Here is a 12,563-nt window from a genome sequence, read left to right on the forward strand (position 1 = left end):
TTACGGGCGCTTGGCCGCAGGAATGTAATAGGCGATCACCAGGAAAACCCAGGTGGTGAGGATGTACGGCCACGTATAGGTGGGAGCGTCGAGGCGGTGCATGATCACCGTGACAACCGCGGTTACCACGGTTCCAATCACCGCAAGCACCCACGACACCGAGCTGCTGCGCAGAAACACCACGGAGAGCGCAATGGCGGTGAGCACACCGGAGTACCCGGCGAGGCCGTTGGCCGTCTCGGTGAGGGCCTCGCCCATCGCCAGCGCGCACAAACTGCCCACCACGCTGCCAAGGAGGCCGGCCAACCCCACTTTCCAGCTGGCTACGAACAGTCCGAGGAGAATGAGGGCCCCGGACCATTCGTTGTTGATGAGCACCACCTCCGAGACATTCGTCAGCAGGGAGCGTGCGAAGGCGAGCGACGCTGAATCGATGGTGGCCGCCGGCGCCGCGCTCACGTGCAGCGCCTCCGTGCTGAGCAGCATCCCGGTTGCCACGATGCAGAACGGTGCCGTCGTCGACGGCAACGCATAGATTTTCAGCGGTGTCTTCGTGAACAGGGCGACCACCAGCCAGGTCACCGGAGCGCAAAGCAGACCGCCGACGAGCGCGATTGGATAGGCGGCCCACTGACCGCCGATGGCCGAGAAGGTCCCGGCACCAACGAGAGCGCCGCAGAAGCCCTGCATTCCTGTTGTTACGGAGCTGGAGTCGGCCTTGAGCAGGCGCCCTCCCACCGTGTTTCCCGCACAGCCGATCAGCACGAGCAGTGCCATGCGCCAGTCAGCGACGGCGAAGGCAACCAGGATTAGCAGCGCCGTGTAAATGTTGCTCTGGAAGAAGATTTGCGAGAGTCCCTCGCACCAGCCCTTAAGCCATCCTGGGCCTGAGATGGCCGGGCTCGGTGTAGCTGCCGCTGCGCTGCTCATGTCATGTCCTTGCCCGGGGCGTCATTCCGCGGCGCTCCTGTTGCTGTTTCCCGCTTCGCCTTTGCGCCTGGACCGGGTTCGCCCCGGGCAGCTGCGTCGCCGTTGGCGCCCGCCCCGCTGCTCGCCAGCGCCCATCGCTCCTCCACATGGCCGAAACGCCAGTAGGCAGTGGAGGTGAACCAGACGAGGATCAGCGTGCCTACGACGATGTAGCCCACGTTCTCAAGGTCGATGCTGGCCACCCACCCGGTGAGCGGGTCGCGCAGGCCGAGCTTCTCGTTCAGCAATCCAACCAGCTCAATCCCACCGATCATGACGGCAATCACCACCGAGAGCCCTGTGATGGTGAGGTTGTAGTACAGCTTCCGAACCGCATTGACGCTCGCCCACCCGTAGGCCTTCACCATGACGGCAGAATCCAACGTATCGAACAAGCTCATGCCCGCAGCAAAGATCAGCGGCAGGCAGAGGATCGCGTACCAGGGCAGCCCTGTCGCCGCCCCCGTTCCGGCCAGCACCAGGAGCGCGATCTCGCTGGCAGTGTCGAAGCCGAGCCCGAACAGAAAGCCGACGGCATACATCTTTCCCGGGCGGTCGATCGTCTTCAGCATCGGGCGGATGAGGCGGCTGATAAGGCCCCTCCCTTCCAGATGCCGTTCCAGCTCCAGCTCGTCAAGGTCTCCACTGCGCGAAGCCCGCCAGACCTTGAGGATTCCCATGAACGCAACGGCATTGATGAGCCCGATCAGCAGCAGGAAGACACCGGAAACCAGCGTGCCGAAAACGCCCAGGCCGTTGCGCACGTCATTTCCGTCATCGCTCAGCCCCACGGCCCAGCTCACCCCCAGCGCCAGCAGCGCCGCCATCAGGAAAACGATGGTGGAGTGGCCCAGAGAGAAGAACAGGCCGACGCCGGCGGCCGGCCTGCGCAGGTCGACAAGCTTGCGGGTGGTGTTGTCAATCGCGGCGATGTGGTCGGCGTCGAACGCGTGCCTCACACCCAAAACATACGCCACCACTGCAATGCCAACCCCGAAGACGGAAGAACCAAGCTGCAGATGCAGCGGCTCGACCAGGAAGAAGAACAGTCCGAAACCCGCGATGTGCAGGAGTGCGACGGGAATAAAGGCGAGCACCACCTGCGCCCGGTAGGACCGACCCGGCTTCGCCTCTTGCGCAGTAGCCTGTTCTTTCACCGTGAGTCCCCTCCCTAGCTCTTTCGAATCACGGGGGCCTGCTGTCCTGTCAGCAGCTCGTGCACGGCGGCCGCCGCGGCCGTGTTGGCTGCCGCCACTGCCACGGTGTCGTTGCCCACCAGCCGCATCCACACGCCTGCGTCACCGGGCAGCGTGCTCACTCCGAAGATCAGGTCACCCCCGCTGTCGCTGATCGCCCGGTGCAGGGTGTCTGCGAGCAGCGCAGGCGGGACAAGCGGAGTAAAGACGTAGAGCATTGCCAGCACATCGTGGTCAGCGAGCACGCCGAGACCCCGCACTCCGGCATCGGCCCCCGGTTCTCCCGACCCGGGACTGAGCCGCAGCCGGTCCAGGGCGACCAGCCGGCCGCCCGGCCGGCGGACCTCGAGATCGGAGGCATACACGTCGTAGGCGTGCCGCTCACCGCGCGCGAGCCTGCCGGCATACACGGTCTCACCGAGCAGGAGGGTGGCCGACTCATCAATGACCACCGCCGTCTGCTGGTAAAAGCGGGAGTCAGTGAAGGGCACAACGGGTTCGGGCAGGTATTCCACATACGCGTCCTCTTCGACCGCGATGTTCATGATCGCCGACGCGTAGTCGTGCTCCATGCGGTAGACGCGTGTTTGGGTTTGGCTGGTCACATGCGCCGACGTACCGGAACCGAAGCTCAAATCTGTGCGCAGCCTGTCACCGTGCAGAATGCCGCCGCCCGATGACATCAGGTAGGTATAGGGCATGTCCGGGCGCAGCTGGTTGTAGTACAGCGGATGCATGATTTGAAGGGGCGATTTCTGGTAGTGGTGCACCAGCTCGGTGCGCCCGCGGTTGCGGGCAAACCCGAGCTGCAGAACGCCCACCTTGCCCGGGCTGCCCACGGGCAAGGTGGGCACCCCGGCATGGCGCAGCACCTCCTCGGGTACCCTCACCGGCTCATAGAACGCCGGCTGGAGGCGATATCCGCCCGGGTTTGGTTCCCGAAGTCCGTCCTGACCGGCTTGTTCTTCCGCCCGAGGGAGCAGGGGACCAACACCGGCGAGCTCGTCATTAGCGGTCCGGGCATCCCCGGCGGGTTCAGGCATGGCTCGGGGTTCTGTTGCTCCGAGCGTCATCCGATGAGCTCGGTTCTGGCACCGTTCCACTGCGTCATGATCTCCCGGTGGAGTTCATCGACGCCGAACCCGGTAAGCGAGTTGGTCAGCACCACGGGCCTGTCCTCACGCACCCGGTGTGCATCGGACTCCATCACGTTGAGGTCGGTCCGCACGTACTGGGCAATGTCGATCTTATTAATCACCAGGATGTCGCTGTCGGTGATACCGGGACCGCGCTTGCGCGGCATCTTCTCACCTTCGGCGGTGTCCAGCACGAACACGAAGACGTCGGCAAGCGCCGGCGAGAAGGTAAGGGTCAAATTGTCACCGCCCGACTCGTAGATGAGGGTGTCAATGTCAGGGAACCGTTCCAGCATTTCCGCACCCACGGCCAGATTCATGGTGGGATCATCACGCACTGCCGTATGGGGGCAGGACCCGGTTTCCACGCCCACCACCCGTTCAGGATCGAGGATGCCTTTGAGCTCCCGGCGCACGTGGTGGGCGTCCTCCTGGGTGTAGATATCGTTCGTGATGACGCCGGGAGTGCGCCCGGCCTCGATCAGCAGCGGCACCAGCGCCTCCGTCAGCGCCGTTTTGCCGCTGCCAACAGGCCCGCCGATCCCGATCCTCAAGACGTTCTCGCTCATACTTTCCTCAATTCCTTGAAATCCGTTGGTATATGTCTGCGTTCTCAGCTGGCAAACAGGCGTGCCTCGGCCCGCTCATGCTGGGCGGACATGACGTCGGCCATGGGCGCGCAGCCGCCAAGGTCAGCGAGGTCGCGTTCAAGTGCGGCCTCCGTTGCCTGTTCAATCACGCCGGCCGTATTCCGCAAGATGCCCTGCGCGTGCCGGTGATCGGTCAGCCGAAGCCGCAGGGCGGCACCGACAAAGCTCGCACAAAAAGCGAACAGGTCCGATGCCACCGCCTTGCGCGTGGCCACGCCGTTGGCGGCGTACACCACCGCGGTCACGACCGGCTGGCAGCCGGGCGTGCTGCGCAGCCGCACCCGCTCGGCATACTCAGTGAGCAGCGGGTGCTCAATCAGCTCCGCGCCAAGATCGACCAGCTGGTGCCCGCTGCGCACGGAAACCGTGCGCAGCTCGGTGTTCAGCTTGGACGCGAACAACCGCTGATCGACCTCCTGGACGAGCTCGACGTCGTCGTTCGCCGCAGCGCGGTGCGCTGCGGCGAGCGCTGTTGCGTCCCCGGGCCCCACGGAGTGCAGCAGCAGATCGGCGAGCAGCGGCTGCACTCCGTCGCGGGACACCAGCCGCGCCTGGCTAAAGGCCTCGAGCCCGTGCGACATCGTGTAAAAGCCGCTGGGAAACGCCGAGTCCGTGAACTGCAGGCTGGTCAGCAACCGTTGTACATCCGACATGTGCGCCCCCTACGCGAGGAAGAACAGCTGGGTCAGCGGCAGGGTCTGCGCCGGTGGAATCGTGGCCAGCGTGCCGTCATATGTCACGTCGTAGGTCTCAGGATCAACCTCGATATGCGGGGTCGCGCTGTTGCGAACCATGTTCTCCTTGCCGAGGCCGCGGCAGCCGTGTACCGGAAGTATCTGGCTCTCCAGCCCGAGCCGCTCGGGAATGCCCTTGTCGATGGCCGCCTTCGACATGAACGTCGCCCGCGTGCTCTGCAGCGTCTTGCCCTGTGCGCCGAACATGGGCCGGTAAAACACCGGCTGCGGTGTTGGCAGCGAGGCGTTCGGGTCGCCCATCAAAGCCCAGTTGATCAGGCCTCCCTTGACGATCAGCTTGGGCTTGGCGCCGAAGGAACCAACAGGCCAGAGCACGATATCGGCCATCTTGCCCGGTTCCAGCGAGCCGATGTAGTCGGACACACCCTGTGTAATGGCCGGGTTGATCGTGATCTTGGCGAGATAGCGCAGTACCCGGAAGTTGTCGTTGTCCGCACTGTCTTCCGGAAGAGTTCCGCGCTGGTCCTTGCAGTGGTGGGCAATCTGGAAGGTTCGCATGAACGACTCTCCGATGCGCCCCATGGCCTGGGAATCGGAGGAAACCATCGAAATGATCCCCTCGTCATGGAAAACCGTCTCGGCCGAGATCGTCTCGGCCCGCACGCGGGAGTCGGCGAAGGCTACGTCTTCGGGGATGTCATGGGAGAGGTGGTGGCAGACCATCACCATGTCCAGCAGCTCGTCAACCGAGTTGGCGGTGTAGGGCAGGGTGGGGTTCGTCGAGGACGGGAGTACGTTGGGGTGGCCGGCCACCTTGATGATGTCCGGTGCGTGCCCGCCGCCGGCACCCTCGGTGTGGAAGGTGTGGATGGTGCGGCCGTCGATGGCATCGAGGGTGTTCTCGACATAACCGGCCTCGTTGAGGCTGTCAGTGTGCACCGAAATCTGCACGTCGTAGGCGTCGGCGACGGAGAGCGCGTTGCTAAGGGCGGCGGGTGTGGAACCGTAGTCCTCATGGACCTTGAGTCCGCATGCCCCGCCCTGGACCTGTTCGATCAGGGCCTCGGGCAGCGATCCGTTGCCCTTGCCGAGGAACCCCATGTTCACCGGCATCGCCTCGGCTGATTCCAGCAGCCGGGCCAGGTTCCACACACCGGGGGTGGTTGTGACGCCGTTGGTGCCGTCGGTTGGTCCCGTTCCGCCGCCAAAGAGGGTGGTGATGCCGTTGGAGAGGGCGGCCAGCGCCTGTTCCGGCGAGATGTAGTGCACGTGCGAGTCGATGCCGCCGGCGGTGGCGATGAGGTGCTCCCCGGCCAGCAATTCGGTGCCCGGGCCTACCACAAGGCGCGGATCCACTCCGTTCATGGTGTGCGGGTTGCCCGATTTGCCGATCCCGGCGATCTTTCCGTCGCGCACACCGATGTCGCCCTTAACAACGCCGAGCACCGGATCCAGGATGATGGCGTTGGTGATGACCAGGTCAAGTACGCCCTCCGCGTCAGTCGCCGCCGGGTCCGCTGCCATGCCGTCACGGGCGGTTTTTCCGCCGCCGTAGACCACCTCGTCGCCGTAGTGGCCTTCGTTGTAGTCCTTCTCAATCTCGATCACCAGATTGGTGTCGGCCAAGTGGACTCGGTCGCCAACGGTGGGACCAAAGAGGTCCGTATATTGCTTGCGCGAGATGATAGCCATTACTTTTTCCCCTTCGATGCGTCGCCGGTTGCGTTGGCACTGGGTGTGGCGCTCGGTTTGCCGTTTTTGAATTCGAGTTCTTCCATTCGTGCCATCGCCCGGATCTTCGTTGCCGCCGAGTCGAGCCCGCCGTCCACGAGGTTGTTGAAGCCAACCACCCGCCGGGTTCCGGCGTACGCGGTGAGCGTCACTTCACGGGTGTCACCGGCCTCCAGCCGGATGCCGGTCCCCGCGGGAACATCCAAATGCATGCCGTAGGCAAGTTCCCGTTCGAACAGAAGTGCCTTGTTGGCCTCGAAGAAGTGGAAGTGCGAGCCGATTTGTATCGCCCGGTCGCCGGTGTTGCTCACCAGCAGCGTGACGCTTCGCCTGCCGGCGTTAATCTCGATGTCTTCGTCTTTGTGGTGATAAGTGGGGCTGCCCAGCATGGTGTTTCCTTCCCTTGCGGCGCGGAGCGGGGTCGCTGCGCGCGGCGGTTCGGTGTAGGAGGGATCCGATCAACTCGAACGGATCGGGATGGGATGGTGGTGCGTGTGGGAGTGACCGTTGGCTTCCTCAAAGGCGTGCGAGTGGGCGTAACCGTGACCGTGATCTGCCGCCAGGCCTGCCTCGATGCCGGTGCGGCCGTGGCTTAGATTGTGCAGCGCATCGCGGATCCGCTCGCGGATAACGCGCAGCACCGCCTGCTCGCTCAGCAGTGCACCGTAGAATTCGGCATCGGTGAAACCACCCTCGCCGAACGGCACGGCTTCTCCGCGCACGCTCGCCGCCCGCCTAAAACCTGCGGGGACGACGACGGTCTGCGTGCTGCCGAGCAGCCGCAGCCGGTTCAGGGCCGTCAGGAGTCCGCTTGCGTCGTCGACGGTCGCCGTCTCCACGGGGTTGCCGGCCCCGTGTGTGCGCACCAGATGTGCGATGCGGTGGAGCTCGGCGTCGTCGAAGGGGTTGGCGGCATCCGCGAAGATCAGGACAGCCGCCTCCGGTGCACGCCGGCGCACCTCGGTGGCGGCAGCCCGAAGCCAGGCCGTGAGATGGTCGCCGGTGCCAAAGGCGTCGGCTAGAACCATTGGCACGGGGGAGGATGCCCCAGCGGTATCGCTGGAACTTCCCTGCACGCCGAGCCAGCTAAGCGTCTTCGCGGTATCGGCAACCAGAGTCGGATTGCGGCCGAATGTCATGGGCAGCACGACGATCGGTGCCGGCTCTGCGCCGGAACCACTCCGACCTCGCCCGCGCAGGTGCGTGAGCGTGTTGTGCAGCGGCCGGCCGGCCGGGGTGATGAGAGCACCGGGAACCAACTTCGCCGCGAAGGAGAGATCCGTTCCGTTGTTACTCTCGTGTCCTCCGACCAGCACCACGGTCGCTTGGGACTCGAGGGGCTGGGTCAATTCATGCCCCGATGGGATCGTGGCAGGAGACGAGCTTGCTGCCGTCAACGAACGTTGCCTCGACCTGCAGGAGCGGCAGCCGCTGACGCACGCCGTCCATGCACTGGCTTTCTGAGACGATGGTCTTGCCGAGCTCCATCACCTCGGCAACGGTCCGGCCGTCGCGGGCACCTTCCAGAATCGCCTCGCAAATGAGAGCGGTGGCTTCGCTGACATTCAGTTTGGTTCCGCGCTCGCGCCGCTTACGGGCCAAATCGGCCACCTGGTATATGTACAGCTTGTCTATTTCTTTTGGAGTGAGGTCCATTGCTTCACCTTTAGCCGCTGTTGCGATCACTTTGTGTGTGCTCGGCACACCGGCCGAGCTCGCGTAATGGAGACGCTACGCGCAGCAATTGGCAGTCAACACCCTCCTGTCCGGAACTGGGGTGGTACGGTGCAGAGAAATCTCGGCGTTCATTCTGCACGTCGCACGGGCACAAAAAATCCGTGTTCCCCTTGACTTTCCAAAGGGAACACGGACTGTTTGCGGACCGGTGCCAAGCCGGCTTGGGCTTAGGATTCCAGCGTGGCGTCCAGCGAGATCTTGATGCCTGCGAGTGCCTGCGACACGGGGCAACCGCTCTTTGCGGCCTCCGCGATGTCCGTGAATTCCTCGGCGGTCAGGCCGGGAACCACGGCGGTGACCTTCAGGCGGCTCTCGGTGATGCCGGTGCCGGGAACAAAAGTCACGTCTGCCGAGGCCTCGATGCGTTCGGCGGTCTTGCCGGCTTCGGCCAGTCCGTTGCTGAACGCCATGGAGAAGCAGGCGGAGTGGGCGGCGGCAATCAGTTCCTCGGGGCTGGTCTTGCCGTTGGCTTCCTCGGCACGTGCCTTCCACGTGACGTCATAGGTGCCCAGGCCGGAGCTGTCGAGCGTGACATCCCCTTTGCCGTTGAAGAGGTCGCCGTTCCAGACGGTGTGGGCTGAGCGGACTGTAGCCATGGGAGCTCCTTAAAAGCGGATGGGGCGAAGGCCGGCAGGCGCCGGCGCTTCACCCCATACTATTCAGTGACGTGCAGCTGTTACCACATGGTGGCGACGGCGATGTTGACCACCGTCAGGATGCCGACGCCGTTGGCGAGAACCTTGCTGACAGGCTCGCCCTTCTTGTACTTGCGCTGGCCGATGAAGGCCATGACGGCGATGACGAGGGCGAGGGTGAGCTTGACGGCAATCTTGATGTGGTTGACGTCGTAGTCGTCCATCTCAGCCAGACCCACCAGAAGAAGGCCGGTCACCAGCTGGAGGAGTGCGGCGTGGAACTGCCCGGGCATCACGGTGGGGTTCTTGATCTTGGCAAACCAGATGCCAACGATGATGGCCGCGCCGAGGATGTGCAGGAAAACGAGGAAGCTCTGTAGGAAGTCCATGTCACCAGCTTACGGACACCTTGTCAGCATTATCGAACCGTACGGCCTGCTGCCGGTAACTATTCGACAACATGTAGAAAAAGGGCGCTTCCCTCGCGGGAAGCGCCCTTTCAGCGGCAGTCAGTCAGTTCAGGACTAGAGTCCCAGGTCTGCCTCGAAGTTGCCTTCTTCAAGCCGGGCCTTGAGCGTCTGCAGGAAGCGTCCTGCGTCGGCGCCGTCCACCAGGCGGTGGTCGTAGGACAGGGACAGGTACATCATGGAGCGGATGGCGATGGTGTCATTGCCCTCGGCGTCCGTCAGGACGACGGGACGCTTGACGATGGCGCCGGTGCCCAGGATGCCCACCTGCGGCTGGTTGATGATCGGGGTGTCGAACAGGGCACCCACGGAACCGATGTTGGTGATGGTGAAGGTTCCGCCGGACAGCTCATCCGGTCCGATCTTTCCGGCCTTGGTGCGCGCACCGACGTCGCCGATGCGCTTGGCCAGACCGGCAATGTTCAGGTCGCCGGCATCCGCGATCACGGGGACCAGCAGGCCCTTTTCGGTGTCCACGGCAATCGCGAGGTGCTCGGAGTCGTGGTACGTGATCTGCTGGGCGTCCGAGTCGTAGGACGCGTTCAGCTTCGGGTGCTGCTTCAGTGCCTCGGTGACGGCCTTGGCAATGAAGGGCAGGAAGGTGAGCTTGGCGCCGTTCTGCTCCAGGAAGGAGTTCTTGGCCGAGGCACGCAGCTTGGCGATGCGCGTCATGTCCACTTCCTGGACCTGGGTCAGCTGGGCAGAGACCTGCAGGGATTCGACCATGCGGCGGGCGATCGTCTGACGGATCCGCGGTGCCTTGACCGCGGTGCCGCGCAGCTTGGCGCTTTCGTCGCTGATCTTTGCCGGTGCAGCCTTGTCCGAGGATGAGGCTGCTGCGGGAGCAGCCGCGGGGGCCGGTGCGGAGTCCGCAGCCTTCTTGGCTTCGGCGGCTTCCAGGACATCCTGCTTGCGGATGCGGCCGGCTACGCCGGAGCCCTTGACCGTGGAGAGATCCACGCCGTGCTGGTTCGCAAGCTTGCGCACCAGCGGAGTGACGTAGGTACCCTCGGAATCAGCGGCAGCGGGAGCTTCCTGCTTGGGAGCCTCCTGCTTCGGAGCTTCGGCCTTGGGCTCAGGCTTCTTCTCCTCCTGCTTCGGAGCTTCCTGCTTGGGGGCTTCCTTCTTCTCCGGTTCGACGGCCGGAGCTTCGCGCTCGTCCTTCGACGCTGCTGCAACCGGCTCGGCTGCCTTGGGCTCGGCCTTGGCCGGAGCTGCGGAACCGGAACCGATGACGGCAAGGACAGCGCCAACCTCGGCGGTGTCATCCTCGTTCACCCGGATTTCCAGCAGCTTGCCGGCAACGGGGGAGGGGATCTCGGTGTCAACCTTGTCGGTGGAAACCTCCAGCAGCGGCTCGTCCATTTCGACGTCGTCGCCCACGGCCTTCAGCCAGCGGGTGACGGTGCCTTCGGTAACGGACTCGCCCAGTGCGGGGAGGGTTACTTCGGTGCCTTCGCCGTTGCCGGAATCGGCGGAACCGGAGTCGGAAGACTCAGCGGGAGCTTCCTCTGCCGGGGCCTCTTCGGAAGCGGGAGCCTCTTCGGCTGCGGGTGCTTCTTCAGCGGCGCTGCCGCCGTCGTCCTTTGCATCAGCTGAACCGGAGCCGTCGCCGATGCGCACGAGCGCCTCGCCAACTTCAGCGGTTTCGTCTTCAGCCACGAGGATTTCCTCAATGACGCCGGCCACGGGGGACGGGATTTCGGTGTCGACCTTGTCTGTGGACACTTCCAGCAGCGGCTCGTCTACCGCGACGGTGTCGCCGACGGCCTTGAGCCAGCGGGTGACGGTGCCTTCAGTAACACTTTCACCAAGGGCGGGTAAGTTCACGGTTTCAGACATATTGTCCCCGTTTCTCCTTATTAGATCTTCTGAACCAGCCGTACCGCTGGTGCTGGTGGTGGAAAGCCTAGTGCACCCGGGGTTTGCGGGCCCGGGTGCACCAGGCGGTAATTCTTTGCCTAGCCGTGCAGCGGCTTGCCGGCGAGTGCCATGGCGGCCTCGCCGAGGGCTTCGTTCTGCGTGGGGTGGGCGTGCAGCAGGCTCGCCAGGTCTTCCGGGTAGGCCTCCCAGTTCACGATCAGCTGTGCTTCACCGATCTGCTCGCCGATGCGGCCGCCGATCATGTGGACACCCACAATGGGGCCGTTCTTTTCGCGGACCATCTTGATCAGGCCGGAGGAGCCCAGGATGGAGGTCTTGCCGTTGCCGGCAAGGTTGTATTCCTGGACCTGGACGTTGTCATCGCCGAGCTTGGCCTTGGCGGCCTTTTCGGTCAGGCCGACCGACGCGATTTCGGGCTCGCAGTAGGTCACCTTGGGGATGTTGACGTCTTCGACGATGACCGGCTTGAGGCCGGCGATTTCCTCTGCCACAAAGATGCCCTGCTGGAAGCCGCGGTGGGCCAGCTGCAGGCCGGGAACAATGTCGCCCACGGCGTAAACGTTGCCGACGCCGGTGTGCAGGCGCTCGTTGGTGATGACGAAGCCGCGGTCCATGGTCAGGCCCGCTTCCTCGTAGCCCAGGTTGGCGGTGACCGGTCCGCGGCCCACGGCCACGAGCATCAGGTCCGCTTCGTAGGTCTTGCCGTCAGCCAGGGTGACGACCACGCCGTCGTCGTTCTGCTTCACGTTGTCGAAGAAGATGCCGGTGCTGAACTTGATGCCGCGCTTCTTGTACGCGCGTTCCAGCTGCTTGATGATCGCTGCGTCTTCGTTGGGAACCAGCGACGGCAGGCCTTCGATGATGGTGACGTCCACGCCGAAGGAGTTCCAGACCGAGGCGAACTCGACGCCGATGACGCCGCCGCCGAGGATGATGGCGCTCTTGGGAACGGTGTCCATCTTCAGCGCCTGGTCGGAGGTGATGACCTTGCCGCCGATTTCCAGACCCGGCAGAGAGCGGGAGTAGGAGCCGGTGGCGAGGATGATGTTGGCGCCGGTGTAGGTCTCGCCGTTGACCTCAATGGTCTTTTCGCTGGTGAGCTTGCCTTCGCCCTCGATGACCGTGATGCCCTTGGACTTGATCAGGCCCTGCAGGCCGCGGAACTTGCCCGCAATGATGTTGTCCTTGTAGGAGTTCACAGCCGTCATGTCGATCGAATCGAAGGTGGCGTTGATGCCGTACTTCGATGCGGTCTTGGCGTTTTCGGCAATCTCGGCCGAGTGCAGCAGGGCCTTGGTGGGGATGCAGCCGTTGTGCAGGCAGGTGCCGCCCAGCTTTCCCTTTTCGATGAGTCCTACAGAGAAACCCAGCTCCACGGAGCGAAGGGCAGCGGCGTAGCCACCGCTTCCTCCTCCGAGGATCAGGATGTCGAATTCTTGCGCAGTTGCCTTTTCGGCCACTTG

General features: G+C 63.9%; 13 protein-coding genes. All 13 read right to left on the reverse strand.

The window, feature by feature from the left end; translation table 11 throughout:
• The 13 genes from MUG94_RS06650 to lpdA all read right to left on the reverse strand — a co-directional run bounded on the left by MUG94_RS06650 (position 1) and on the right by lpdA (position 12,560).
• Entirely contained in the window at positions 1-930 is a 930-nt protein-coding gene (locus MUG94_RS06650) for an urea transporter (protein ID WP_227908882.1), read from the reverse strand.
• Positions 927-2,126, reverse strand: a complete 1,200-nt coding sequence (locus MUG94_RS06655) for a HoxN/HupN/NixA family nickel/cobalt transporter (protein ID WP_227908880.1) — start codon at positions 2,124-2,126, stop codon at positions 927-929. The genes MUG94_RS06650 and MUG94_RS06655 overlap by 4 nt, the downstream gene beginning before the upstream one ends.
• A 14-nt stretch (positions 2,127-2,140) precedes the next feature.
• Complete coding sequence (locus MUG94_RS06660) at positions 2,141-3,208, reverse strand: urease accessory protein UreD (protein WP_227908878.1); 1,068 nt, start codon at positions 3,206-3,208, stop codon at positions 2,141-2,143.
• Positions 3,209-3,234: 26 nt separating this feature from the next.
• On the reverse strand, positions 3,235-3,870 hold the full coding sequence (ureG, locus tag MUG94_RS06665) for an urease accessory protein UreG (protein WP_227908877.1): 636 nt from the start codon (positions 3,868-3,870) through the stop codon (positions 3,235-3,237).
• Between the two features lie 44 nt (positions 3,871-3,914).
• Positions 3,915-4,604, reverse strand: a complete 690-nt coding sequence (locus tag MUG94_RS06670) for an urease accessory protein UreF (protein WP_227908875.1) — start codon at positions 4,602-4,604, stop codon at positions 3,915-3,917.
• Between the two features lie 9 nt (positions 4,605-4,613).
• Positions 4,614-6,338: an urease subunit alpha gene (gene ureC / locus MUG94_RS06675; protein WP_227908873.1), complete on the reverse strand. Its 1,725-nt coding sequence runs from the start codon at positions 6,336-6,338 to the stop codon at positions 4,614-4,616.
• The gene (locus MUG94_RS17205) at positions 6,338-6,766 is read right to left on the reverse strand and encodes an urease subunit beta (RefSeq protein ID WP_104160788.1); all 429 of its coding nucleotides are present in this window, start codon (positions 6,764-6,766) and stop codon (positions 6,338-6,340) included. Before MUG94_RS17205 ends, ureC begins: the two co-directional genes overlap by 1 nt.
• Before the next feature lie 69 nt (positions 6,767-6,835).
• Entirely contained in the window at positions 6,836-7,726 is an 891-nt protein-coding gene (locus tag MUG94_RS06685; protein WP_227908870.1) for a sirohydrochlorin chelatase family protein, read from the reverse strand.
• Between the two features lies 1 nt (position 7,727).
• Entirely contained in the window at positions 7,728-8,033 is a 306-nt protein-coding gene (locus MUG94_RS06690) for an urease subunit gamma (protein ID WP_227889397.1), read from the reverse strand.
• A 248-nt stretch (positions 8,034-8,281) separates the two neighbouring features.
• Positions 8,282-8,710, reverse strand: a complete 429-nt coding sequence (locus MUG94_RS06695; protein WP_227908868.1) for an OsmC family protein — start codon at positions 8,708-8,710, stop codon at positions 8,282-8,284.
• A gap of 80 nt (positions 8,711-8,790) precedes the next feature.
• Complete coding sequence (locus MUG94_RS06700; RefSeq protein WP_227908866.1) at positions 8,791-9,138, reverse strand: hypothetical protein; 348 nt, start codon at positions 9,136-9,138, stop codon at positions 8,791-8,793.
• 135 nt (positions 9,139-9,273) lie between these two features.
• Positions 9,274-11,058: a 2-oxoglutarate dehydrogenase, E2 component, dihydrolipoamide succinyltransferase gene (sucB, locus tag MUG94_RS06705; protein ID WP_227908862.1), complete on the reverse strand. Its 1,785-nt coding sequence runs from the start codon at positions 11,056-11,058 to the stop codon at positions 9,274-9,276.
• Positions 11,059-11,177: 119 nt separating this feature from the next.
• Complete coding sequence (gene lpdA / locus MUG94_RS06710) at positions 11,178-12,560, reverse strand: dihydrolipoyl dehydrogenase (RefSeq protein WP_104054649.1); 1,383 nt, start codon at positions 12,558-12,560, stop codon at positions 11,178-11,180.
• Positions 12,561-12,563: the final 3 nt, after the last annotated feature.

The sequence above is a fragment of the Arthrobacter gengyunqii genome, assembly GCF_023022985.1.
GTDB lineage: Bacteria > Actinomycetota > Actinomycetes > Actinomycetales > Micrococcaceae > Arthrobacter_B > Arthrobacter_B gengyunqii.